Source organism: Streptomyces sp. NPDC046859, from assembly GCF_040645135.1.
In the GTDB taxonomy this organism is placed as follows: Bacteria; Actinomycetota; Actinomycetes; order Streptomycetales; family Streptomycetaceae; genus Streptomyces.
Window position 1 is genome coordinate 124,284 of sequence record NZ_JBEYXR010000007.1, and the last position, 22,965, is coordinate 147,248.

22 protein-coding genes are annotated in these 22,965 nt (G+C 71.4%); 6 read left to right on the plus strand and 16 right to left on the minus strand.

Translation table 11 applies throughout. From position 1 onward, the window contains the following. Positions 1 to 44 precede the first annotated feature (44 nt). A complete protein-coding gene (locus ABZ899_RS12905; protein ID WP_361345231.1) occupies positions 45 to 2,996 on the minus strand; it encodes a UPF0182 family protein in 2,952 nt (983 codons plus the stop codon). 167 nt (positions 2,997 to 3,163) lie between these two features. Here ABZ899_RS12905 and ABZ899_RS12910 point away from each other — a divergent pair, with 167 nt between their 5' ends. Then, positions 3,164 to 3,706 carry a PPA1309 family protein gene (locus ABZ899_RS12910; protein WP_361344844.1) on the plus strand — a complete coding sequence of 181 codons (543 nt, stop codon included), beginning with the start codon at positions 3,164 to 3,166 and terminating at the stop codon, positions 3,704 to 3,706. A gap of 69 nt (positions 3,707 to 3,775) precedes the next feature. Here the strand turns inward: ABZ899_RS12910 and ABZ899_RS12915 are convergent, their stop codons facing one another. The 4 genes from ABZ899_RS12915 to ABZ899_RS12930 form a co-directional block, all read right to left on the minus strand. Further along, on the minus strand, positions 3,776 to 4,873 hold the full coding sequence (locus ABZ899_RS12915; protein ID WP_361344846.1) for a PDZ domain-containing protein: 1,098 nt from the start codon (positions 4,871 to 4,873) through the stop codon (positions 3,776 to 3,778). An 84-nt stretch (positions 4,874 to 4,957) separates the two neighbouring features. After that, on the minus strand, positions 4,958 to 5,122 hold the full coding sequence (locus tag ABZ899_RS12920) for a hypothetical protein (RefSeq protein ID WP_164492349.1): 165 nt from the start codon (positions 5,120 to 5,122) through the stop codon (positions 4,958 to 4,960). A 138-nt stretch (positions 5,123 to 5,260) separates the two neighbouring features. Next, positions 5,261 to 5,722 carry a molybdenum cofactor biosynthesis protein MoaE gene (locus ABZ899_RS12925; protein WP_361344848.1) on the minus strand — a complete coding sequence of 154 codons (462 nt, stop codon included), beginning with the start codon at positions 5,720 to 5,722 and terminating at the stop codon, positions 5,261 to 5,263. Between the two features lie 109 nt (positions 5,723 to 5,831). Further along, positions 5,832 to 6,950 (minus strand): SDR family oxidoreductase, encoded by a 1,119-nt coding sequence (locus tag ABZ899_RS12930; protein ID WP_361344850.1) that lies wholly within the window; start codon positions 6,948 to 6,950, stop codon positions 5,832 to 5,834. A 192-nt stretch (positions 6,951 to 7,142) separates the two neighbouring features. Between ABZ899_RS12930 and ABZ899_RS12935 the strand changes: the two genes are divergently transcribed. Beyond that, positions 7,143 to 8,597, plus strand: a complete 1,455-nt coding sequence (locus ABZ899_RS12935) for a zinc-dependent metalloprotease (protein WP_361344852.1) — start codon at positions 7,143 to 7,145, stop codon at positions 8,595 to 8,597. After that, complete coding sequence (locus ABZ899_RS12940; RefSeq protein WP_361344854.1) at positions 8,594 to 9,115, plus strand: NUDIX hydrolase; 522 nt, start codon at positions 8,594 to 8,596, stop codon at positions 9,113 to 9,115. Before ABZ899_RS12935 ends, ABZ899_RS12940 begins: the two co-directional genes overlap by 4 nt. A gap of 66 nt (positions 9,116 to 9,181) precedes the next feature. Here the strand turns inward: ABZ899_RS12940 and ABZ899_RS12945 are convergent, their stop codons facing one another. The 4 genes from ABZ899_RS12945 to ABZ899_RS12960 all read right to left on the minus strand — a co-directional run bounded on the left by ABZ899_RS12945 (position 9,182) and on the right by ABZ899_RS12960 (position 13,122). Continuing rightward, positions 9,182 to 9,937, minus strand: a complete 756-nt coding sequence (locus ABZ899_RS12945; RefSeq protein ID WP_361344856.1) for an AIM24 family protein — start codon at positions 9,935 to 9,937, stop codon at positions 9,182 to 9,184. 18 nt (positions 9,938 to 9,955) lie between these two features. Continuing rightward, positions 9,956 to 10,636, minus strand: coding sequence for an AIM24 family protein (locus tag ABZ899_RS12950; protein WP_361344858.1), 681 nt, complete (start codon positions 10,634 to 10,636; stop codon positions 9,956 to 9,958). 13 nt (positions 10,637 to 10,649) lie between these two features. Further along, on the minus strand, positions 10,650 to 12,377 hold the full coding sequence (locus ABZ899_RS12955) for a TerD family protein (protein WP_361344860.1): 1,728 nt from the start codon (positions 12,375 to 12,377) through the stop codon (positions 10,650 to 10,652). A gap of 148 nt (positions 12,378 to 12,525) precedes the next feature. Next, the gene (locus ABZ899_RS12960) at positions 12,526 to 13,122 is read right to left on the minus strand and encodes a M48 family metallopeptidase (protein WP_361344862.1); all 597 of its coding nucleotides are present in this window, start codon (positions 13,120 to 13,122) and stop codon (positions 12,526 to 12,528) included. A 388-nt stretch (positions 13,123 to 13,510) separates the two neighbouring features. On the opposite strand from ABZ899_RS12960, the gene ABZ899_RS12965 reads away from it, so the two are divergent. Next, positions 13,511 to 14,665 (plus strand): TOMM precursor leader peptide-binding protein, encoded by a 1,155-nt coding sequence (locus tag ABZ899_RS12965; RefSeq protein ID WP_361345233.1) that lies wholly within the window; start codon positions 13,511 to 13,513, stop codon positions 14,663 to 14,665. Then, positions 14,658 to 16,028: an AarF/UbiB family protein gene (locus ABZ899_RS12970; protein WP_361344864.1), complete on the plus strand. Its 1,371-nt coding sequence runs from the start codon at positions 14,658 to 14,660 to the stop codon at positions 16,026 to 16,028. The genes ABZ899_RS12965 and ABZ899_RS12970 overlap by 8 nt, the downstream gene beginning before the upstream one ends. Before the next feature lie 9 nt (positions 16,029 to 16,037). Here the strand turns inward: ABZ899_RS12970 and ABZ899_RS12975 are convergent, their stop codons facing one another. The 5 genes from ABZ899_RS12975 to ABZ899_RS12995 form a co-directional block, all read right to left on the minus strand. Beyond that, complete coding sequence (locus tag ABZ899_RS12975; protein WP_361344866.1) at positions 16,038 to 16,247, minus strand: hypothetical protein; 210 nt, start codon at positions 16,245 to 16,247, stop codon at positions 16,038 to 16,040. Between the two features lie 134 nt (positions 16,248 to 16,381). Further along, positions 16,382 to 16,705, minus strand: coding sequence for a hypothetical protein (locus ABZ899_RS12980; protein WP_361344867.1), 324 nt, complete (start codon positions 16,703 to 16,705; stop codon positions 16,382 to 16,384). Then, on the minus strand, positions 16,702 to 17,070 hold the full coding sequence (locus ABZ899_RS12985) for a WhiB family transcriptional regulator (protein ID WP_361344869.1): 369 nt from the start codon (positions 17,068 to 17,070) through the stop codon (positions 16,702 to 16,704). Before ABZ899_RS12985 ends, ABZ899_RS12980 begins: the two co-directional genes overlap by 4 nt. A 173-nt stretch (positions 17,071 to 17,243) precedes the next feature. Further along, complete coding sequence (locus ABZ899_RS12990) at positions 17,244 to 17,570, minus strand: hypothetical protein (protein ID WP_361344871.1); 327 nt, start codon at positions 17,568 to 17,570, stop codon at positions 17,244 to 17,246. A gap of 166 nt (positions 17,571 to 17,736) precedes the next feature. Further along, positions 17,737 to 20,010 (minus strand): ATP-dependent DNA helicase UvrD2, encoded by a 2,274-nt coding sequence (locus ABZ899_RS12995; protein WP_361345235.1) that lies wholly within the window; start codon positions 20,008 to 20,010, stop codon positions 17,737 to 17,739. Positions 20,011 to 20,130: 120 nt separating this feature from the next. Between ABZ899_RS12995 and ABZ899_RS13000 the strand changes: the two genes are divergently transcribed. Next, positions 20,131 to 20,373 carry a mycoredoxin gene (locus tag ABZ899_RS13000; RefSeq protein WP_234765507.1) on the plus strand — a complete coding sequence of 81 codons (243 nt, stop codon included), beginning with the start codon at positions 20,131 to 20,133 and terminating at the stop codon, positions 20,371 to 20,373. A gap of 90 nt (positions 20,374 to 20,463) precedes the next feature. Here ABZ899_RS13000 and nudC read toward each other — a convergent pair whose 3' ends face one another. Together nudC and ABZ899_RS13010 are read right to left on the minus strand one after the other, a co-directional pair. Continuing rightward, positions 20,464 to 21,405 (minus strand): NAD(+) diphosphatase, encoded by a 942-nt coding sequence (gene nudC / locus ABZ899_RS13005; RefSeq protein WP_361344873.1) that lies wholly within the window; start codon positions 21,403 to 21,405, stop codon positions 20,464 to 20,466. 151 nt (positions 21,406 to 21,556) lie between these two features. Next, complete coding sequence (locus ABZ899_RS13010; RefSeq protein ID WP_361344875.1) at positions 21,557 to 22,960, minus strand: dipeptidase; 1,404 nt, start codon at positions 22,958 to 22,960, stop codon at positions 21,557 to 21,559. Positions 22,961 to 22,965 lie beyond the last annotated feature (5 nt).

The window sequence follows — 22,965 nt, forward strand, 5'->3', positions numbered from 1 at the left end:
CCGTACCACGGCGCGGGATGGGCCCCTCCACCAGCCGAGCGTCCCTAGGTGCCGGTGGGACTGCCGGTGGGCTCGGGACTCTTGCTCGGCTTGGCGCTCGCGCCGCCGTCACCGGCACCGCTCGCACCCTTGTCCGCGGCGTCCTGGGCGTCCTCGGCCCGCCGCAGCGCGTCCTGCAGGTCCTTCTGCGCCTGGCCGTACGCCTCCCAGTCACCCTTCTTCAGGGCGTCCTGGCCGGCGTCGAACGCCTTCTGGGCGTCGTTCAGCGCGTCCTGGACCGTCGGATCGGTGGACTTCGGCGGCGGCTTCGTACCGCCGTCGTCTCCCTCGTCCGGCGGCTCGGTGGTCGGGCTCTGAGCTCCGAAGACCTTGTTCAGCGCCTCGTCGAGGGTGTCCTCGAACGCGGTGGCGCCGCCGTAGGACACCAACACCTTGCGCAGCAGCGGGTACTTCAGCCCGCCGCCTCGGACGTAGACCGGCTCCACGTAGAGCAGTCCGCCGTCCAGCGGGACCGCCAGCAGGTTGCCGTACTCGACCTCCGAGTCGCCGCCTCTCAGCAGCCTGATCGTCTCGGCGATGTTCTGCTCGGAGTTGAACTGGCTCTGCACCTGACTGGGGCCGTTGACCGTGGTGTTGGTCGGCAGTTTCAGAATTCTGATCTTGCCGTAGTCACTGGTCCCCGCCTCGGCGTCGACGGCCATGAACGCGCTGAGGTTGTCCCTGCCGTTGGGCGTGAACGTCGTCGTCAGCGAGAAGGCCTGCGCCTGCTGGTCGGGCATCTTCATGCTCAGGTAGTACGGCGGCACCGCGCTGCCCGACTTGTTGGTCGGGTCGTCCGGCACCTGCCAGACCTCGCTGCCGCTGAGGAACGTCGTCGCGTCCTTCACGTGGTAGCGGGTCAGCAGCTCGCGCTGGACCTTGAACAGGTCCTGCGGGTAGCGCAGATGGTCCATCAGACCGCTGGAGATCTCGCTCTTGGCCTTCACCGTGCCGGGGAACGCCTTCATCCACGTCTTCAGGACGGGGTCCTTGGTGTCCCACTGGAACAGCTTGACCTCGCCGGTGTAGGCGTCGACCGTCGCCTTCACCGAGTTGCGGATGTAGTTGACCTGGTTCTGCTGGGCCACCACCGCGCGGTTGTCGTTGGTGGCGGTCAGCGAGTCGGCCGTGGTGTCGCCCAGGGTGGTGCGCGAGGAGTACGGGTAGCCGTTCGTCGTCGTGTAGGCGTCGACGATCCACTGGATCCGCCCGTCCACGACCGCCGGGTAGGCGTCGCCGTCGATGGTCAGCCACGGGGCGACCGCCTCGACGCGCTCCTTGGGCGTGCGGTTGTACAGGATGCGCGAGCCGTCGCCGATGGCTCCGGAGTACAGGATCTGCGGCTCGCCGAACGCCACGGCGTACGCGGCCCGGTTGACCGGGCTGGAGAGGCTGACCCCGCTGCCGCCCTTGTAGCTGTAGGTCTTCTCACCGCTGTCGTCGGAGTAGTCGATCTCCTTCTGGGGACCGCCGACGATCGAGTACATCGTGGTCTTCTCGCCGTAGTAGACCCGCTGCTCGTACGTGCCGAGGTCGCCCTTGGACGGCAGGTCGGACTCGGTGAAGTCCGGACGGCCCTGGGAGTCGGCGTTGGTGCCCTCGGCGGCGACGGCGCCGTAGCCGTGGGTGTACCGGAAGTGGTCGTTGATCCAGTTGCGCTTCGGGATGCCGTTGAGGTTGATCTCGCGCAGACCGATGACCGTGTCCTGGTCCTTGCCGTCCTTGCTGTACCGGTCGACGTCCAGGTTGGTCGGGAACGCGTAGTAGTTCCTGATCTGCTGGAGCTGCTGGAACGTCGGCGAGACGATGTTCGGGTCCATGATCCGGATGCTCGCCGTGCGGTCCACGTCGTCGCGCAGCTCGGTCTTGTCCCCGGTCTTGCTGGTGCCCGGGTACTCGGTCACCCGCGTGCCGTCGATGCCGTAGGCGTCACGCGTCGCCTTCAGGTTCTTCTCGACGTACGGCGCTTCCTTGGCCTGCTCGTTCGGCTGGACCTGGAACTTCTGCACGATCGCCGGGTACAGGCCGCCGATGAGGATCGCGGACAGCACCATCAGGCCGAAGCCGATCACGGGCAGCTGCCAGGTGCGCCGCCACAGGGTGGCGAAGAACAGCAGGGCGCAGATGACGGCGATGCAGAACAGAATCGTCTTCGCCGGCAGATAGGCGTTGGCGTCGACGTACCGCAGGCCTGTCCAGTTGTCGGTGGCCTTGAAGTCACTGGACTTGACGGCCAGGCCGTACCGGTCGAGCCAGTAGGCGACGGCCTTCAGCGTGACGAAGATCCCGAGGAGGACCGACAGGTGCCCGGTGGCGGCGGCCGTGGCGCGCGCGCCGGGGCTCGTGATCCGCAGCCCGCCGTAGAGGTAGTGGGTGAGCGCGGCGGCGATCACGGAGAGGATCACGGCGGCGAAGCCGAAGCCGAGCAGGAACCGGTACCAGGGCAGGTCGAAGGCGTAGAAGCCGACGTCGAGGTGGAACTGCGGGTCCTTCTCGCCGAAGGGCACGCCGTTGACCCACATCAGCCAGGTCCGCCACTGACTGGAGGCGGAGGCTCCGGCGATCAGGCCGACCAGGGCCGTGATGGCGATCAGCAGCCACTTCTTGTAGGGCGCGATGCCCATGCGGTAGCGGTCGAGGTTCTGCTGCTCCATCGACATCGCGCTCAGCGGCGGGCGCAGCCGGTGGGCCAGCCAGATGTTGAAGCCGACCGCGAGGGCCATCAGCAGGCCGAAGACGAAGAACAGCCCGATCTTCGTCCACAGCGTCGTGGTGAACACCGACGAGTAGTTCACCGACCGGTACCAGAGCCAGTCCGTCCAGAAACCCGCGAACATGGTGAAGACCATGCCGAGGACGGCGAGGACGCCCAGTGTCATGAGCAGGGTCCGGACCCGCCGGGACGGGCGGCCCACTCTCATCCGTGGCCCGGTCGGGCCTCCGCCGCGGTCCGGCATCTGGAAAGCCAAGGTTTCGCACCCCGAAGTTCGCTGTTGGTCTGGGTCAGGCCCGCGTCTTCGTGGACCCTCTGTGGCCCCCCGTGATCGCGGGCCCACACCTATGCAACTTACTCACCCTTTACTCGGTTCCCGATTCCGGCCGGGAACGAGGCAGGATTGTGACCATGTCCAACACTCCCATGGCAGCCAACCCGCTGACCCGGGCCGTTCTCGAGATCGACGAGTACGTTTCCGGACTCGGCTGGGACCAGCCCGCCCGCCTCTTCGCCCTCGTCGACACCGCACGGCTGCGAGTCCAGGAACCCGGCCTCGCCGCCCAGCTCGGCCTGGGGGACGAGCAGGAGTCCACCGGCCTGACCCCGATCGAGCAGGACGAACTTCCAACGGGCAAGCAGCTCGACGAGTTCCTGGGCACGATCGCCTGGCCCGACGCCGTCGCCGGCTGCGCGCTCACCGTGGAGCGCCTGATGCTGCCTCCGTCCGCCGAGGCGCAGGTGCCGCAGGGCCTGAGCGACGCCGAGCTGACCCGGTGGGTGGCGGAGCACCCCGAGCGCCAGGAGGTCCGTATGACGGTGGCGGTGCTGCGCGACGGCAGCCGTGAGTCGGCGCTGCGGCTGCGTGAGAAGGACACCCCGACGGAGGTCCTGACCGGCCCCGAGCTGGTGCCCGGCCTGGCGCAGGCGCTGGCGGCGACGTTCGAGGACTGAGGACCCGGCTACGACGGCGGGGGTGCCCCTCGGGTGAGGGGCACCCCCGTGTCAGGTGGGCCGGCCGGCTCAGCTCCCGGTGGTGCACTTCGGCAGGGCGGCGGTGTCGCCGGAGCGGATGTCCTTCAGGGCGCCGAGCGCGTCGTCGATGGTGTCGACCTTGACCAGGGTGAGCCCGTCGGGGACGTCCCTGGCGGCGGTGGCGCAGTTGTCGGCGGGGGTGAGGAAGTACCGCGCGCCCTTGTCGTGCGCTCCCACGGTCTTCATCTCGATGCCCCCGATGGGCCCGACCTTGCCGTCGTCGTCGATGGTGCCGGTGCCGGCGACGAACTTCCCGCCGGTGAGGCTGCCCGGCGTGAGCTTGTCGTAGAGCCCGAGGGCGAACATCAGGCCCGCGCTGGGGCCGCCGACGTCGGCGAGCTTGATGTCGATGTCGAACGGGAAGGTGTGGTCGATCCCGGCGGAGATCCCGACGATGGCGCGCTTCGCGCCGCTGTCGTCGGACTCGGCGGTGGTGATCGTCACCTTCTCGGTGCGCTGCGGCGTCCGGTGCTCCTTCTCCGCGGCGGCCTGCTCCTTGGCGGGCACGATCGTGAAGACGACCTCCTGGCCGGGCTTGTGCTTGGTCACCAGCTCGGCGACGTCCCCGGGCTTCTTGACCGCGGTGCCGTCGACGGCCTTGATGACGTCACCGGCGTGCAGCCTGCCCTCGGCCGGGCTGCCCTTGACGACGGTCGCGACGATCACCCAGCTCCGCACCGGGATGTCCAGCGCCTCCAGGGCCGCGACCTTCGCGCTCTCCTGGGACTGGCTGAACTCCTCGGCGTTCTCCTGGGTGGACTGCTCCTCCGTCTTGCCGTCCGGGTAGAGGGTGTCGTGCGGCACGACCTTGTTGTCGTGCGCGAGCCAGCCGTAGACGGCCTCGACGAGGTTCATCCGGTAGTCGGCGCTCGTGACCCGGACGGTGGTCATGTTGAGGTGGCCGCTCGTCGGATACGTCTTGCGCCCGGAGATCTGCAGCACCGGCTCGCCGTCGTGTTCCCCGAGGGTGTTGACCGTGGGGCCCGGGGACATCTCGGCGTACGGCACGCGGATGAAGACTCCCGCGCACAGGAGCGCGATCAGCATCAGGGTGGAGGCGAGCATCGTCGCGGTGCGGCGTGGCATGGCACGACAGTACGTGACAGTCCTGTCAGAGCCCCGTCAGGGCCGGGAACCGGACCACGCGGGCGCCTCCGGGGCGCCGGCGGCTCAGGTCCGGGACGGGGGCTTCTCCATGGCCGCGCGGAACCGCGCGTACCCGTCGAGCTCGGGCCCGTCGCCGCGGGTCCTGCGGGTCCTGTTGGCCCAGCTCCCCCACAGCCCTGCGCCGATCGCGGCCCCGAGCGGAATCAGCAACCAGGCGAGCGCCGTCATGCGCGCCTCCCGTCCCCACAGAGCGAACCGCAACTGACTGATCAGCAGATTAACCGCTGGCACTGACAACGCTCATGCCAGGGGTGCGGTTACGCAAGCCGGGTGGGGTGGACGGGTTCCCGGAGCCTTCGGGGCGGGTCAGCAGGCGCCGACCCACTCCTCGCTGCCGTCGGAGAATTTCTGGTGCTTCCAGATCGGCACCTCGTGCTTGAGGTCGTCGATCAGCTTCCGGCACGCCTCGAACGCCTCGCCGCGGTGCGGGCAGGAGACGGCGACGACGACGGCGAGGTCCCCGACGGCGAGATCGCCGACGCGGTGCACGGCGGCGAGCGCCCGCACCGGGAACTCGGCGACGACCTTCTCCGCGATCCGCCGCATCTCGGCCTCGGCGCTCGGGTGGCAGGAGTACGTGAGCGCGTCCACGTCGGCGCCCCCGTCGTGGTCGCGCACGGTGCCCACGAACAGCGCGGTCCCCCCGGCGGCGTCGTCCCCGACGGCCCGGAAGACCTCGTCCACGGAGAGGGCCGTCTCACGGATGCCGATGAGCTTGACCGGGTCCTGAGCGCCCTGCTCACCGGGGTGATCACTGGTAGGTGCCATGTCCCCATCGTGCCCCACGCGCGCGAGGGCGGGGAATAGCGTCATCGCCCGGCACACGCGTGTGGGGCTTTGGAGCCTCCTACAGACGGCGCGGGGTCGTGGGGCGCGGTCAGATCCGGCGGCGGGCCTTGCGGGCCCTGCGGACCACCGCCGCCGCGCCCAGCAGCGCCACCGTCGCACCCGCGGCACCGGCGGCCGTCGCGTCCTTGCGGCCCAGGCGCCGTCCGGCGACCGTGTGCCGGCCGGAGACCTCCTCCAGCAGCTCCGCGAGCACCTCCTCGTTGGTCCACTGCGGCCGCCAGCCCGCGTCGTGGAGCCGGCTCCCGCTGACCACCCACGGGTACATCGTGTACGCGAGGTCGCCGGCCGGGGAGGGCGTCAGGCCGATGCGGTGCAGCCGGGCCGCGGCGCCGAGGGCGACCGCGGACGGCAGTTCCATGCGCCGGATCCCGCTCAGCTCCTCGACCTCCTCCTGCTCCAGCCAGCCGTCGCAGCCGACGGCCAGTTCCCCGTCGACCTTCTCCAGGACGGCGTACTCCAGCGCGCCGCACAGGTCCTCGACGTGGCAGAACTGCCAGGCGGGCCGGGACCCGGCGACCACGAGCAGCCGGGGCGACTCGAAGTACCTGGTCAGGGCGGTGTCGGTGCCGCCGACCAGGACGGCGGGGCGGACGACGGTGACGTTGAGGCCCGGGTGGGCGCGGGGGGCGCGGCGCGCCAGGCGCTCGATCTCCAGCAGGTCGCCGACGCCGGTGGCCTCGGCGGTCGCCCGCAGCTCGGCGTCCTCGGACAGCGGCAGCTCGTTGTCCGGCAGGGCGCCGTAGACCATGGCGGAGGTGCACAGCACCACCCGGTGCACTCCGGCGGCCGCGGCGGCCGTCAGGACGGTCTGGGTCCCCCGAACGTTGTAGGCGGTCCGCGCGGCGGGATCCGTCTCCAGATCGAGGTCGAGCGCCAGGTGCACGACGACGTCGGCGCCGCGCAGCTTGTCCGCGATCGCCGGGTCGCGCACGTCCAGGATGTGCCACTGCGCCGCCGCGCACTCGCCGCGCCGCTCGTCGATGGCGATGACCTGCTTGACCTCCTCGGAGGCGGCGAGCCGCTCCGTGAGCAGGGCGCCGACGCCGGACGCGGCACCGGTGACCGCGACGACGGGACCGCGCACACCGCGCGCGGGAGGGGTTGACGGGTTTCGCGCTGCGCGAACCTGCGGATCGGGGGAACTCACCGGGCGTCTCCAGCGGTTGTCTTCAGTACGAGCGTGAGTGACGCGTACGTACCAGGTGGCATCCATCCTGCCGCAGGCCGAGTGTCGGCGAAGCACCGAGGCCCGATCGGTCCCAGGTGTCTACGCTGGGTGGTGTTATCGGGCAGTCGTGCCGTCGGCGCCAGCCGGTGGCCTTAACAGCCGAGGAACCCCGTGAGTGACACCCCATTCGGATTCGGCCTTCCGCCGGAGGAGCCGGACGACGGCGACGAGGGCAAGAAGAAGGACCAGGAGAGCGGTGGTGGTCAGGGACCGTCCAACCCGTTCGGCTTCGGGCTGCCCGGTGCCGGAGGCTTTGGCAGCCCGGGCGCCGACAATCCGTTCGCAGCCATGTTCGGTTCACTGAGCCCCAACGACCTGGGCGCGGCCTTCCAGCAGCTCGGTCAGATGCTCTCCTACGAGGGCGGCCCGGTGAACTGGGACATGGCCAAGCAGATCGCCCGGCAGACGGTCTCCCAGGGCACGGCGGACGGCACCAAGGACGCCAGCGTCGGCCCGGCCGACCGCAGCGCCGTCCAGGAGGCGGTGCGCCTCGCCGACCTGTGGCTCGACGACGCGACGTCGCTGCCGTCGGGTGCGGGCACCGCCGTCGCCTGGAGCCGCGCGGAGTGGGTCGAGGCGACCCTGCCCGCGTGGCAGGAACTGGTCGACCCGGTGGCCGAGCGGGTCGGCACCGCCATGGGCGACGTCCTGCCGGAGGAGATGCAGGCCATGGCCGGCCCGCTGATCGGCATGATGCGCTCGATGGGCGGCGCCATGTTCGGCACGCAGATCGGGCAGGCCGTGGGTGTGCTCGCGGGCGAGGTCGTCGGCTCCACCGACATCGGCCTGCCGCTCGGCCCGGCCGGTAAGGCCGCGCTGCTTCCGGTCAACATCGAGACGTTCGGCAAGGACCTCGGTGTGCCGAAGGAGGAGGTGCGGCTCTACCTGGCGCTGCGCGAGGCCGCCCATCAGCGGCTCTTCGCCCATGTGCCGTGGCTGCGCTCCCACCTGTTCGGCGCCGTCGACGGGTACGCGCGCGGGATCAAGGTCGACACCGCCAAGCTGGAGGACGTCGTCGGCCAGTTCGACCCGCAGAACCCCGAGCAGTTGCAGGACGCCCTCCAGCAGGGCATGTTCCAGCCGGAGGACACCCCGGAGCAGAAGGCCGCCCTGGCCCGCCTGGAGACGGCTCTGGCGCTGGTCGAGGGCTGGGTGGACGCCGTGGTGCACGCGGCCGCGAAGCCCCGTCTGTCGTCCGCCGACGCGCTGCGCGAGACGCTGCGCCGCCGTCGGGCCTCGGGCGGTCCGGCCGAGCAGACGTTCGCCACGCTGATCGGGCTCGAGCTGCGGCCCCGCCGGCTGCGCGACGCCTCCCGGCTGTGGGCGTCGCTCACGGACGCGCGCGGTGTCGACGGCAGGGACGCCCTGTGGCACCACCCGGACATGCTGCCGACGGCCAGTGACCTGGACGACCCGGACGGCTTCGTGCACCGCGAGCAGATCGACTTCAGCGAGCTCGACAAGATGCTCGGCGAGGCGGCGAGCGGCGGCTCCACCGGCAAGCCCGACCTGAGCAAGGGCCCGGATGACGGCAAGGACCGCGAGAAGGACGACGACAGCGAGTGAGCCTGTACGACGACGCGGTCCTGGTGCTCAAGGGGTACGAGGACCAGCCCGAGCTGCGCCAGGTCTACCTCGACCATCTCGCGGGACACCCTGACGGCCTGTGGAAATCCTGCTCGGCCGGGCACATCACGGCGAGCGCCCTGGTGGTGGACCCGACCCGCGGGCGGGTGCTGCTGACGCTGCACCGGAAGCTGCGGATGTGGCTGCAGATGGGCGGCCACTGCGAGCCGGGCGACGCGACACTGGCGGCGGCGGCCCTGCGCGAGGCCACCGAGGAGTCCGGCGTCCCCGGCCTCACCTTGCTGCCGGGTGGCCCGGTGCGCCTCGACCGGCATCCCATCCCGGCGCCCTGCAACTGGCACCTGGACGTGCAGTACGCCGTCCTCGCGCCCCCGGACGCCGAGCACGCGATCAGCGACGAGTCACTGGACGTGCGCTGGTTCGGCTACGACGAGGTGGCGAACGTGGCGGACGAGTCCGTCGTACGGCTGCTCAGGGCGAGCCGCGAACGGCTGTGAGCGCGTGAGCGGGAACGGGTGAGGGGCGACCGCCCAGAGTGGTCGCCCCTCACCCGCGCTCCTGCGTCAGCTCCAGACGTTGCCCTGGTTCTGGCCGCGGGCGCCCTGCTGGCCCATGCCGTACTGGGCGGCGAGGCCCGAACCGATCTGGGCGTTCTGCGGCGGCAGCAGCTCGCTGGGCTGCACCAGCGCGAAGCCGGTGCCCATGAAGCTGAGCTCCCAGCCCTCCCCGGTGTTGCCGCGGCGCCGCCACACCCCGGAGGAGTGCGTCTGCGCCTGCATCTGCACGCGCAGACCGGTGGACCAGGCCACGATCGCGTCCGCGTCGCAGTTGACGTACTTGTCGGGCGTCACCTGCATCATCAGCGGCATGCCGGAGGTCATCAGGGCGACCTTGCCGCGGCCGGTGATGTTGAGCTGGTACTTCCCGGAGCCGGAGATGCCGTAGAGGCTGTCCACGGCGATGACCTCGTGGTGCAGCGAGGAGTCCATCGCCAGCACGTAGCTGCTGTCGACGGTCAGGCCGTCCTGGTCGACGTCGACGAGGTGGACGTGCTGCTTGAGGTTGGCGAAGTAGACGATGCCCTGTCCGTGACAGCGCATGAGGTCCATTCCCTCACCGGTGCGCGCCCGCGAGCGGGACTGCTGGTTGCTCTGGAACTCGGCGTCGAACTCGACGAGTCCCTGGTAGGCGACCATCGTGCCCTTGCGGGCCAGGACGTCGTCGTGCCCCTCCAGGGCGACGCGGAGCATCTGCTTGTTCTGCAGGCTCCAGCGGTCCTGGGTCTGCTGGTCGTTGTACGCGAAAATCGGGCTCTGCATGGCGTTCTCTGCTCCCCCTCAGCCCCGGACCCGGAGGCGGTCGGTACTGTCCTCGCTCGGCTGGACGACGACGATGCCCTGGCCGGAGAAGGCCATCTGGTAGGCCTCGCCGCTGCCCCGGCCGATCAGGGACTGCGCCTTGAAGCTGCGCTTGCCCTTCACCTTGAGGTTGGGCGACCAGGCGACGAGCGCGTCGGGGTCGACGTACGTCTCGTCCTCGCCGCCGCCGCAGTCGACGACGATCGGCTTGCCCCGGGAGGTCAGCGCGACCCAGCCCTGCCCGGAGATCTTGGTGTTCCACAGGCCCTGCCCGGCGAACTTCGCCAGGCCCTTCACCCGCTCGACCCCCCACGTCAGATGGGCGTCGAAGGCCAGCAGGTTGGTGGCGTTGACGGAGATGCCGTCGCCGTTGAGGTTGATCACGACGACGTTGGCGCCGTAGTCGGCGAGGTAGAGCAGGCCGTCGCCGGAGCACTTCATCAGCGGCGCGCCCTCACCGGTGAGCCAGTCCTTGGCGATCTGGCGGACGGCGGGCGGGTTGGGCTCGTACTGGACGAAGCCCTCGTAGGCGACCATCGAGCCCACGCGCGCCATGAGGTCGTGCCCGGTCTGCACGGCCACCTTGACCATGTGGTTGCCGTGGTTCTCCATGCGGGCGGTGACGGGTGCGGGAGCGTAGCCCGCGAGCGGCTGGTTCATGACGGGCTCTCCCTCAGATCTCGTACGGCTGGACGACGACGAAGCTGCCGGGCGCGGCCCGGAACTGGAGGTTGACGCTCTCGCCGGTGTCGCCCGGGTAGGCGTTGCGGCGCATGCGCACCTGGCTGGAGACGACCACCTGGGCGGCGGCCGACCACGCGACCACGGCGTTGCAGTCGGCGAACGTCGTGGGCGTGACGGGCAGCACCACGGGGGTGCCGTGCGTCTTGACGACGATCGTGCCAGTGCCGGTGAACTGCATCGTGAACAGCGCGCCACCGGGGATGCCGTGCCCCTCGATCCGGCGCACCTCGTACTGGAGGGACTCGTCGAAGGCGAGGACGTTCTCCGCGGAGACACAGATGCCGTCGCCCTGGAGTTCGATGGGGTGCAGCATCGTGGAGTCCTCGGCGAGGAACACCTGGCCCTGGCCGGTGCAGCGCATCAGCTGCATCTCCTGGCCGGTCGCGTTGCCCACGATCCGGCCGGCGAATCCGGCGCCCTTGTAGCTGAAGTCGACCTTGCCCTGGTACAGGACCATGCTGCCCTGCCGGGCCAGCACCGGATGGCCGCCGATGCCGAGGTCGACGCGGACCATCTTCTTGTTCTGCTGCGTCCAGCGCTGTCCGGTCGGCGTCTCCTTGAACTGCTGGAGCGCGGCGGCGACTCCGGGCGCCTGGGGTGCGCCCTGCGGGACACCGTGCGGGACCTGGCCGGGCACCTGCCCGGGGATCTGTCCGCCGGGCGGCTGACCGTAGGGGGGCTGACCGTAGGGGGGCTGCTGGCCGTATCCCGGGGGCGGGGCCGGCTGGCCGTAGCCGGGTGGCGGGGGCGGGGCCTGGGGTGCCTGCGGCGCGGGCGCCTGGGGGTAGCCGTAGCCGGGAGGCGGCGGCGCGGCGGGCCGGCCGTAGGGCGCGGGCGCCGGGGCGGGCGGCGGCGGGGTGCCGCCGGGCGGCGTCATGGGCGCGACGATGGTCGGCTGGGCGTGCACCGACGGCGCCGGGCCGGGCGGCGGCGGGGTGGCACCCGGCGGGGGCGCGAAGCCCTGGGCGGCCGGCGCGGGAGCGGGCGGGGCCGCGGGCTGCGGGGCGGGCGTCGGCGCTCCTGCCGGGGCGCCGAAGGCGGGCGGGGCGGCGGCCTGGGCGGGCGGCGCGAAGCTGGGCGCGCCGGCACCGGCCTGGGGCTGCGGCGGGGCGGCGGCGGGCATCTCCTCCTCCATCACCTCGCCGCCGAAGTTCCTGAGCAGCGCCTCGAGACCGCCGTCGAAGCCCTGTCCGACCGCGGCGAACCGCCAGACGTCCTTCAGGTAGAAGTCGCCCAGCATCACGGCGCGCTCGGTGGTGAACTCCGAGCCGCTGAAGGCGTATCGGGCCACCTCCTCGCCGCCCGCGACGATGCGGAGGTATCCGGGGCCGATCTGCGACATCTGGCCGGCGCCGTCGATCGTCGCTGTGAAGGACAGCTTCTGGATCTGCGGGGGGATCTTGTCGAGCGTGACCCGGAACGACTCGGTGTCACCGGCCTGCGCGCCGAGGAGCTGGACGGCCTCCTCGGGGGACTTCGGCTGATTGAAGAAGATGAAGTAACGGTCGTCCGAGAGCCGTTCGTCGGCGTCGAGACCGAAGCAGCTGATGTCGAAGGTCAGCCCCGGGCCGCCGATCTGTACGCCTACGTACAGATCCGTGCCCGCCGTGAGGTCACTGATCCTGGCCTTGTGGCCGCGTTGGAATTCCCTGGCCATGCGTAACGACCGTCCCCCATCCCGAAGTAAGTGCGTCGCGACAGGCTAACGGCAAACTCGGACATCGGACCAAGCCGGTACAGACCCGGTACACAACCGCCGCGAAGGAGGCGGAGGCACCGTCTGCGGACACCTCGGAGGGGAGCGGTCACTCGCCCCGGGCAGCAGGGAGATGGGGCAGACGCTCGGCGGCCACGACGCCTTCGAGATAGCCCTTGGCCCGCTCGGTGCGGGGATAGGCCTCCAGCAGGCGCCAGAAGCGCGGGCCGTGGCCGGGGACGAGGAGATGCGCGAGCTCGTGCAGGAGGACGTAGTCCACGACGTATTCGGGCATGCCCTGCAGGCGGTGGGAGAGCCGGATGCTGCCCTCGGCGGGGGTGCACGAACCCCAGCGGGTGTTCTGGTTGGTGACCCAGCGCACCGAGTCCGGCCGGGCCCGGCCGCCCAGATACTGCTCCGACAACCGCTCGGCACGCGTGGACAGTTCGGCGTCGCCGAGGACCTTCTTGCTCTCCTGGGCGGCCAGTTTGTCGAGCATGACGCTCACCCAGCGCTGCTCCTCCGCCTCGGACATCCGGGCGGGGATGAGCACGATGGTGCGATCGCCCTCGCGGTACGCCGACACCGTCCGGCGGCGCCGGGCGCTCCTGCGGACCTCGATCGCGTTCGCCCCCGGGCCGCTCATGGGCGGGCTCGTCGTACTGCGCTGTGGCGTTCCGGCGCGGTGCAGTGGGTCGACGGACACGCCCCGACGTTACCCGGTGCCCCGGGGGGAAGTCCCGACTCCGGGACGGTTCGATTCCGATCCCTCACCCGGCGTCTGATTTGTACGACGAATATCCACTGCCTGTGGACAACTTTCCGCACCGATCGCCGCGCCGGGGCATCCTGACTGCTGTCGGGGGGCCACGACCGGGCTCCCCCGGCAGACGGGGACGCACCACGACGACGGCTACGGGGGCCAGTTCATGCACGCTGCAACTTCGACCGACACCGATGTATCGATTTCTGCCCATTCGTCCCCCATTTCGGCGGAGACGGACGAGGAGGCCAGGGCGGGACTCCCGCAGGCGCCCCTGCTGAAGCCCGCGTTGAGGCGCGGCTGGCGGGACCTCAACACGGTGCAGTTCGGGATGACTCCGGCGCAGGCGCTGACGCTCGGCCCGATGGACACCGCGACGGGCAGTTTCCTCGACCTGCTGAACGGCACGCGGGGACCGGAGCTGCTGCGCGAGGAGGGCCGGCGGATGGACCTGCCCGACGGTCACGTCGACGGGCTGCTGAGACGGCTCACGCGGGCCGGCCTGCTCGACGACGCCCGGGGCGGCGGGCCGGGGGGCGACCTGCTGCGGCGCAGGAAGGCGGTCCTGGACCGGCTGCGTCCCGATCTTGCCTCGCTGTCCCTGACCACGTCCGAGCCGGGCGAGGCGATCAGCCGGCTCGCCGCCCGCCGCTCCGCGCGGGTGCAGGTGCGCGGCGCGGGCCGGGTCGGCGCGGTGCTCGCCTCGCTGCTGGCGGCGGCCGGGGTCGGCGAGGTGGACGTGCGCGACATCGGGCGGGTCGAGCCGTGGGACGTGACGCCGGGTGGGCTGCCCGCGGAGACGATCGGCGACCGCAGGGACGAGGCGGCCCGCCGCGTCGCGCGCCGCCACGCGCCGGACCGCCCACCGCGCCGCGACACCCGTTCCCCCCGCGGACAGGACGCCCACGGCCACTCCCTGGTGATCATCGCGCCGCGCGACGACGTCGGCGTGCACGCCCCGTCACCGTCCGCCGCGGAACCGCTGATCGGCTCCGGTACGCCCCATCTGTACGTCGGCGTGGTGGAGGGCACCGGTGTGGTCGGCCCTCTCGTCCTGCCCGGCGAGACGGCGTGCGCCGGGTGCCTCGACGCGGACCGCACCGACCGGGACCCGGCCTGGCCCCGCCTGGTGACCCAGTGGCGGTCGGGCCGGGGACGGGCGCGGCCGGTGCCGCCCTGCGATCTGGCGCTGGCCACCGCGGTCGCCGGACTGGCCGCCGCGCACGCGCTGGCCTTCCTCGACGGCCGGACCCCGTCGACGGCGGGTGCCCGCTGGGAGGTGTCCCTACCGGGTCTGACCTGGCATGCTCGCCCGGTGTGGGCGCATCGCGCCTGTCCGTGCGGCGCCGCGGAGAAAGGTGAGGAGGAACACCCCTCCGCCAAGGAGCAAACGCACGAGACAATGGCGGAGGAACGGCCGTCGAAGAAGCCACGCCGCGAGGCGGGCACCGCACGGCCGGCTCGGATCTGGAGGGCGCATGTCTGATCTTCCGCGCAAGGCGGTCACCCGCACCGCCAAGCTCGCGGCGCTGCCGCTCGGCTTCGCCGGGCGGGCGACCTGGGGACTCGGCAAGCGGATCGTCGGCGAGTCCGCGGAGATCGTCGGCCGCGAACTGCAGCAGCGGACCGCCGAGCAGCTGTTCAAGGTCCTGGGCGAGCTCAAGGGCGGCGCGATGAAGTTCGGGCAGGCCCTGTCCGTCTTCGAGTCGGCCCTGCCCGAGGAGGTCGCCGGGCCGTACCGGGCGGCACTCACCAAGCTCCAGGAGGCCGCGCCGCCGATGCCGACGCGCACCGTGCACACGGTGCTGGCGGAACGGCTCGGTGAGGACTGGCACGACCTGTTCCTGGAGTTCGAGGACAAACCGGCCGCCGCGGCCTCGATCGGCCAGGTGCACCGTGGCGTGTGGCACGACGGCCGTGAGGTCGCGGTCAAGGTGCAGTACCCCGGAGCGGGGGAGGCCCTGCTGTCCGACCTGAACCAGCTGAGCCGCTTCGCCCGGCTGCTCGGCCCCCTGATCCCGGGCATGGACATCAAGCCGCTGATCGCGGAGCTGAGGGACCGCGTCTCCGAGGAGCTGGACTACGGCCTGGAGGCGCAGGCGCAGCAGGCCCACGCGGAGGAGTTCGCGGACGACCCGGACGTCGTCGTGCCGGCGGTCGTCCACCAGAGCGACGAGGTCCTGATCACGGAGTGGATCGACGGGGTGCCGCTCTCGGAGGTGATCTCCGACGGCACCGAGGAGCAGCGCGACCGCGCCGGTCAGCTCCTGGCCCGGTTCCTCTTCTCCGGCCCGGCCCGCACCGGTCTGCTGCACGCCGACCCCCACCCGGGAAACTTCCGTCTGCTGCCGGGCGGCCCGGAGGGCGAGGACGACTGGCGGCTGGGCGTGCTGGACTTCGGCACAGTCGACCGGCTCCCTGGGGGCCTGCCGACGACCATCGGGGAGTCCTTGCGGATGACGCTGGACGGCGACGCGGACGCGGTCTACGAGATGCTGTGCGCCGAGGGCTTCGTCAAGGAGTCGATCGACCTGGAGCCCGACGCCGTCCTGGACTACCTGCTGCCGATCATCGAACCGGCCCAGGTCGAGGAGTTCACGTTCACCCGCGGCTGGATGCGCAGTCAGGCGGCCCGGGTGGCCGACCCCCGCTCCCCCGCCTACCAGTTGGGCAAGCGGCTCAATCTGCCCCCGGCCTACCTCCTCATCCACCGGGTGACGCTGAGCACCATCGGCGTGCTGTGCCAGCTGGGGGCGACGGTGCGGCTGCGGGAGGAACTGGAGGAGTGGCTGCCGGGGTTCGCGCCGGAGGGCCTGACGGACGAGGAGGACTCGGCGGCGGAGGCCTGAGCGGCCGGGCTACCACCAGGCGGAGTCCAGCCGGCCCTCGATCGCGCGCAGGTTCTCACGCGAGCAGGCGTCGCAGAAGTGGATCCGGACGCCGTTCTCCACGGAGCAGGTCCAGGTGGGCCGCGGCTCCGCGCTGCGGGCGCCGCAGCGAGCGCACACCGTCGGCCGGGGCTCGGCGTCGGAGCCACGGCCGCCCTCGCTGCCGGGAGGACTCGTCACCCGTCCGACGATATCGCCGGCGCCTGCCGACCGCCCGGACAACGCACGGCGGGGGCCGCTCCGTTCGTGACGGATCGGCCCCCGCGGGAGTCAGTGCCCGGCCGGTGGAAGGACCACCGGCCGGCGGTGCGGCGTTACTGCATGACCGCCATGGCGAGCGCGCGGCGGGCACGCCGCGAGGCGCGCTCGGCCCGGCGCTGCATCCGGCGAGCGGTCGCCAGGCGCACGGCCTGTCGCTCCCGCTGCGCCTCGCGCTGGAGGTCGTGCATATGCGCACGTGCCAGGGCTTCTTGGATGAGTTGCATCTCTCGGTTCCTGTTCTGGCGCGAGGTGGTGGCGCCACTGCTGGTGAAGTCTTCAGGCGCGGAGCTTGCGGTCTCGTTGGTGGACGGCTTCATCGGGGCCTGCTTCTGGGGGTCGTGCGTGAGGGGGCGGTCGATCGTTCCGGTGATGTTCATGCCGTGACCGGGTTCTTGCGCGGGCGGCCACGCGGCCGCTTCCGGGCGACGACGACACCCTGGACGAACAGCTCGCCACCCCAGACGCCCCAGGGCTCACGCCGCTCCTTGGCGCCGGCGAGGCAGGCCTCGACCAGCGGGCAGGTGCGGCAGAGGGACTTGGCGTACTCGACGTCCGCCGGCGACTCGGCGAAGAAGACCTCCGGGTCGTACGAACGGCAGGGGACGGGCACGCCGAGGTTCTCGATGGCGTCGTCGAGCGCGGTGAGCGCGGTGAGGGGGGTCAAGGTCGGGTCCTCCGTGGAGCCAGGCTTGGGAATCACGTCTGAAGGCGGTACGGACGGGGCGTGCGCTTCGAGTTGCACGGATCGTCTTCCTCGTCTGTTCGTTCCGGCCCTGTTGGGCCGGTTGGCGGCTGGTACCGGGTCTTGCCTGTCCCGAGGCACCTTCGCTCTGTCGTCCCTGTGGGAGGACAAACAGAAGGGCCGCGGATCCCGGATGGGGTTCCGCGGCCCTGAAGGCGCCGGCCTGATCGAGATCAGGCTGGATCACTCCAGGGTTCTGGCCCACGGAAGGCCCACATCTGGTGGTGCTGCGTCGTCTGCTTCCGGAATCCGGCACCGGTCGCCGTAAAGGCATAGGCCTGCGCCTGTGCCACTACTGCCGCTTCCAGTGCCTTGGTCGGTCGCTCATTGCGCTCACGGACGGGAAGGCCCGCGAGGGACACGGCGGACGCCGGACGACCGGCACGAATGCCGGACAGACCGGTGCCCAGGTCCGAGGCGTCGAGCATGCACAGGGAGGCGACGACCGAGCGATCGGTCATTTTGGCGGTGCTGATGGAGCTGGCGTTGATGCTGATCACTGGACTCGCCTCCTCTCGGCGTCTCGGGGGGACTGGTGTGAACCAGTCCTGCGGGTATGCAAGTACATCACGGATCAGGGGCCTCCGAGAAGGCCTCCGCTCGCGTGGTTAAGAACCTATGGGGATCGCTGGGGCATGCGCAAACTATTTTTGGGACGAGTTCCCCTCAGTCCCCCACCTCGCTCTCCCCGACCTCCTGACCTGCGCATATGGCCAGCACATCGGCTCCGTAGCGGTCGAGCTTCCGCTTGAGGAGACCTGGAATGCGGGCCAACTCATCCGGACTGTTCGGCTCCGCCTCAGCGATCGCCATCAGGGTCCGGTCCGTGAAGACGCAGAAGTCGGGCTGGCCGCTGCGCCGCGCCTGACCCGCTCGCCAGTCGCGCAGACGCGCGTACAGGCCCTCGTTCATCTCGGAGGGGCAGTTCTCGCAGCGCATCAGCTTCATCTCACCGGCGTCGATGAGGGTGCGCCCGCAGACCCGGCAGCGGGCCGGGCTGCGCTGCCTCCGTCTCGGGGCGTCCTCGCGCCGGCTGGTGTACGCCCGCGTGTGCCCCCGCTCGACGCCGCCGGCACCGCCTCCGGACGCCGCCCGGCCCGCGGCACCCGCGGAACCGGGGCGCAGTCCGTCCAGGAAACGGCTGGGACGGCGGTTGGGCCGGCCACCGGGAGCGCGGGTCAGCGCCCAGGAGACATGGAGGTGGCGCCGGGCGCGGGTGACACCCACGTACAGGAGGCGGCGCTCCTCCTCGACCTGCTCGTCGGTCTTGGCGTACGAGATCGGCATCATGCCCTCGGCGACGCCGACCAGGAAGACGGCGTCCCACTCCAGGCCCTTCGCCGAGTGGAGGGAGGCGAGGGTGACGCCCTGGACGGTGGGGGCGTGCTGGGCGTTCGCCCGCTCGTCGAGCTCGGCGACCAGGTCGGCGAGGGTGGCGCCGGGTTTGGCCGCCGCGAAGTCCTGCGCGAGGTGGACGAGGGCGGCCAGCGACTCCCAGCGCTCTCGGACGGCACCGGAGCCGGCCGGCGGTTCGGACGTCCAGCCCTCCCCCGACAGCACGGCGCGCACCTGCGAGGGCAGGTCCACGACATCGTCCAGGAGGGAGTCGTTGCCGCCGAAGCGGGCCGCGCCGCGCAGGGCGACACTCGCCTTGCGCACCTCGGGGCGGTCGAAGAACCTCTCGGCGCCGCGCAGCTGGTAGGGGATGCCCGCGTCGGCGAGGGCCTGCTCATAGGTCTCGGACTGGGAGTTCGTCCGGAACAGGACGGCGATCCCGGCGGCCGGGACACCGTCGTCCAGCAGGTCCCGGATGCGCCGGGCGGCGCCCTCCGCCTCGGCCGGTTCGTCGGTGTACTCGGTGTAGACGGGCTCGGGACCGGGGTCGCGCTGGGAGACCAGTTCCAGCCGGTGGTCGGCGGCGCGGCCGCGGGCCTGGGAGAGCAGACCGTTGGCGAGGCGGACGACCTGGGGGGTGGAGCGGTAGTCGCGGACCAGCTTGACGACGGTGGCTCCGGGGTGGCGGGCGCGGAAGTCGAGCAGATGGTCCGGGGTGGCGCCGGTGAACGAGTAGATCGTCTGGCTGGCGTCCCCCACCACGCAGAGGCTGTCGCGGTCACCGAGCCACAGCTCCAGCAGGCGCTGCTGGAGGGGGCTGACGTCCTGGTACTCGTCGACCACGAAGTGCTGGTACTGGGAACGCACCTGCTCGGCGATGTCCTGGCGGTCCTGGAGGACGGCGACCGTGAGCAGCAGGACGTCCTCGAAGTCGATGACGGCGCGGTCCCGCTTGAGGTCCTCGTAGACGGTGTAGAGCTGGGCGATCTCGGCGGGGTCGCGGGGCGCCTCACGACCGGCCTTCGCGGCGGCGAGCGCGTAGTCGGCGGGGACGGTCTGGGTGACCTTGGACCACTCGATCTCGGCGGTGACGTCCCGCAGCTCGTTGCGATCGAGGCGGATGCGGCAGGCGGCGGCCGCGTCGGCGACAAGCTGGATCTTGCGGTCGACGAGGCGCGGCATGGAGCCACCGACGGCTTTCGGCCAGAAGTACTGCAGCTGCCGCAGCGCGGCCGAGTGGAACGTACGGGCCTGGACCCCGGCGGCGCCGAGCTGGCGCAGCCGCCCGCGCATCTCCCCCGCGGCGCGGGCGGTGAAGGTGACGGCGAGGACGCTGCCGGGCTGGAGGATGCCGGCGCGCACCCCGTAGGCGATGCGGTGGGTGATGGCCCGGGTCTTGCCGGTACCGGCTCCGGCGAGCACGCACACCGGACCGTGCAGGGCGGTCGCCACCTCGCGCTGCTCGGGGTCGAGCCCTTCGAGCACCGCGTCGGGGGAGTCCGGTACCTGCGGGAAGAGGGTGGAGTGCGTTGCTGCTGTCACACGTTCATGCTGCCAGGTCGCCGGAGGCGGCCGCGCCGGTTGTCCACAGGCGGGCAGGGACAGTCGTACTTATGCGGCAGGCGTCACGTGCCCGGCATACCCCGGGTGGGAATGGAGCGCCGCCGCCGTACGTTCTCCCTCCGGACGACCTGATCCCCGAGCCATCCGAGGAGCGCACGAGACATGCAGGGCACTGTGACGATGTACAGCACCACCTGGTGCGGCTACTGCCAGCGGCTGAAGAAGCAGCTGGACCGCGAGGGCATCGCGTACACCGAGATCAACATCGAGCAGGACCCCGAGTCCGCCGCGTTCGTCGAGAAGGCCAATGGCGGAAACCAGACCGTGCCGACCGTGCTCTTCGCGGACGGTTCGACGCTGACGAACCCGTCGCTGGCCCAGGTGAAGCAGAAGATCAGCGTCTGAGCGGACGTCCGCTCCACAGCTGAGAAGAGGGTGGCTGCCCGTGACCGGGCCGCCACCCTCTTCGTCTGCGTCCGTGCGCTTCCCCGCGGGTCAGACGCCGCGCGTCGGCAGCTGCTTGCCGTACCAGATCTCGATCAGACGGGCCGCGATCGAGATGCCGTAGGGCGGCAGGACCTCGCCCGACTCGAAGGCCGCGCGCAGGTCCTCGCGGGAGAACCAGCGGGCCTCGTGGATCTCGTCGCCGTCCACCTGGATGTCGTAGGAGGTGGCGCGGGCCATGAAGCCGAGCATGAGGCTGGACGGGAAGGGCCAGGGCTGGCTGGCCACGTACTCGACCCCGCCGACGGTGATGCCGGCCTCCTCGAAGACCTCGCGCCGCACGGCCTGCTCGATGGACTCCCCCGGCTCGACGAAGCCCGCGAGCGTGGAGAAGCGGCCCTCGGGCCAGTGCACCTGGCGGCCGAGGAGGATGCGGTCCTCCTCGTCGGTGACGGCCATGATCACGGCCGGGTCGGTGCGCGGGTAGTGCTCGGCGCCGCAGGCGGGGCAGCGGCGGATGTGCCCGGCCGCGGCGATGACGGTGCGCTCGCCGCAGCGGGAGCAGAAGCGGTGGGTGCGCTGCCAGTTCTCCAGGCCGACGGCGTGCACCATCAGGCCCGCGTCACGCGGGGACAGCAGCAGTCCGGCCTCGCGCAGGCCGGCCGGTCGCGCGGACTGGTCGATACGGCCGGGCAGGACGTCCTTCTGCAGGGCGAAGTAGCTGACGCCGTCCTCGTCGATACCGAGGAAGTACCGGTGCGCCTCGGTGAGGGGTGCCTCGAACGAGGGGGTCATGACGAGTTCGGTACGCCCGTCCGGCGTCTCGTCGATCAGGACCTGACCGCCGGAGACCACGAAGCAGCGGGTCGTGGGGTGACTCCACGCCGCCGCCAGCCAGGCCTCGTCGAGCCGGTGGTGGGCGGCGCGGTCGATGCCGCTCGGGGCGGTGAGCGAGACGGGTCGGTCGGCGGTGTGGTCGGTCGAGGTGGTCACGGGTGCTTCCAACTCCCCCAGTGGAACGGTGTGCTTCGGCGGGTGGATCGGCGGGACATGGGACGGGAGACGACCGGGGGCGGCAGCGCCGGCGTTGCGGCGGCGTCTGCGGTGCGCCGCGCGCGAGGCCGCTCCGGGCGGGGGCGGTGCGTCAGGGCACATGACGCCAGTGCGCGGCGAGGTCGCCCCACAGGTAGGCGGTGGTCTCGACGCCCTTGAGGAGCAGGTCGAGCTCGACCTTCTCGTTCGGGGCGTGCCAGCCGTCGGAGGGGACGGAGATGCCGAGGAAGAGCACGGGTGCGCCGAGCACGTCCTGGAGGTCGGCGGCGGGCCCGGAGCCGCCCTCGCGCGTGAAGCGGACGGGGCCCTCGAAGGCGCGGCCCATGGCCCGGACGACGGACCGGAGGGCCGGGTGGTCGAGGGGCGTCAGGCACGGGCGGGTGGCCCCGCTGAAGGTGATCTCGCAGCGGATCCCCGCAGGCACCTGCTCGGCGGCCCACGCGCGGACGGCCTTCTCGATGTGGTCCGGGTCCTGCCCGGCGACCAGCCGGAAGGACAACTTCACCATGGCGGACGACGGGATGATCGTCTTGCTTCCGGGGCCCTGGTAGCCCCCGCCGATCCCGTTGACCTCGGCGGTGGGGCGGGCCCAGACGCGCTCCAGCGTGGTGTGGCCGCTCTCGCCGTGGCCGGCGTGCGACCTGGCGGTGCGCAGCCACTGCGCCTCGTCGAAGGGCAGCTCGGCGAAGAGCTCACGCTCGCGGTCGGTCAGCTCCACGACCCCGTCGTAGAAGCCGGGGATCGCCACACGCGCGTGGTCGTCGTGGAGGGCGGCGACCAAGCGGGCGACGGCGGTCGCCGGGTTCGGGACGGCGCCGCCGAACGAGCCGGAGTGGATGTCCTGGTCGGGGCCGTGCAGCCGGATCTCGCACTCGGCGAGGCCCCGCATGCCCGTGCACACGGTGGGGGTGTCCTCGGCCCACATGCCCGTGTCGGAGACGATCACCGCGTCGGCGGCGAGCCGGTCGGCGCGCTCCTCGACCAGGGCGCGGAAGTGCGGGGAGCCGGACTCCTCCTCGCCCTCGATCAGCAGCTTGAGGTCGACGGCCGGGGCGGTGCGGCCGGTCGTCGCGAGGTGGGCCCGGACGCCGAGTGTGTGGAAGAACACCTGGCCCTTGTCGTCGGCCGCCCCGCGCGCGTACAGCCGTCCGTCGCGCACGACGGGCTCGAACGGCTCGCTGTCCCAGCCGTCCTCGCGGGCGGCGGGCTGCACGTCGTGGTGGCCGTAGACGAGGACCGTGGGCGCCTCGGGGTCGCCGGAGGGCCAGTGCGCGAAGACGGCGGGTGCGCCGGGCGTGGGCCAGACCTCGACCGTGGGGAAGCCGGTCTCCAGGAGCTTGGCGGCGAGCCAGTCGGCGCTGCGGCGCACGTCGGGCGCGTGGGCCGGCTGAGCCGAGACGGACGGGATGCGCAGCCATTCCGCGAGATCGTCGAGGAAGGCGGTGCTGTGCTGTTCGATGTACGTACGGACAGCGTCGTCCGGGGTCTGGCTCATACTCC

What these genes read in the sequence shown, in the direction of transcription:
- ABZ899_RS12905 (WP_361345231.1), bottom strand. Translation starts at nt 2,996, where the DNA reads ATGCCGGACCGCGGCGGAGGCCCGACCGGGCCACGGATGAGAGTGGGC.
- ABZ899_RS12910 (WP_361344844.1), top strand. Translation starts at nt 3,164, where the DNA reads ATGTCCAACACTCCCATGGCAGCCAACCCGCTGACCCGGGCCGTTCTC.
- ABZ899_RS12915 (WP_361344846.1), bottom strand. Translation starts at nt 4,873, where the DNA reads ATGCCACGCCGCACCGCGACGATGCTCGCCTCCACCCTGATGCTGATC.
- ABZ899_RS12920 (WP_164492349.1), bottom strand. Translation starts at nt 5,122, where the DNA reads ATGACGGCGCTCGCCTGGTTGCTGATTCCGCTCGGGGCCGCGATCGGC.
- ABZ899_RS12925 (WP_361344848.1), bottom strand. Translation starts at nt 5,722, where the DNA reads ATGGCACCTACCAGTGATCACCCCGGTGAGCAGGGCGCTCAGGACCCG.
- ABZ899_RS12945 (WP_361344856.1), bottom strand. Translation starts at nt 9,937, where the DNA reads ATGCAGAGCCCGATTTTCGCGTACAACGACCAGCAGACCCAGGACCGC.
- ABZ899_RS12950 (WP_361344858.1), bottom strand. Translation starts at nt 10,636, where the DNA reads ATGAACCAGCCGCTCGCGGGCTACGCTCCCGCACCCGTCACCGCCCGC.
- ABZ899_RS12955 (WP_361344860.1), bottom strand. Translation starts at nt 12,377, where the DNA reads ATGGCCAGGGAATTCCAACGCGGCCACAAGGCCAGGATCAGTGACCTC.
- ABZ899_RS12965 (WP_361345233.1), top strand. Translation starts at nt 13,511, where the DNA reads ATGACTCCGGCGCAGGCGCTGACGCTCGGCCCGATGGACACCGCGACG.
- ABZ899_RS12970 (WP_361344864.1), top strand. Translation starts at nt 14,658, where the DNA reads ATGTCTGATCTTCCGCGCAAGGCGGTCACCCGCACCGCCAAGCTCGCG.
- ABZ899_RS12980 (WP_361344867.1), bottom strand. Translation starts at nt 16,705, where the DNA reads ATGAACATCACCGGAACGATCGACCGCCCCCTCACGCACGACCCCCAG.
- ABZ899_RS13000 (WP_234765507.1), top strand. Translation starts at nt 20,131, where the DNA reads ATGCAGGGCACTGTGACGATGTACAGCACCACCTGGTGCGGCTACTGC.
- ABZ899_RS13010 (WP_361344875.1), bottom strand. Translation starts at nt 22,960, where the DNA reads ATGAGCCAGACCCCGGACGACGCTGTCCGTACGTACATCGAACAGCAC.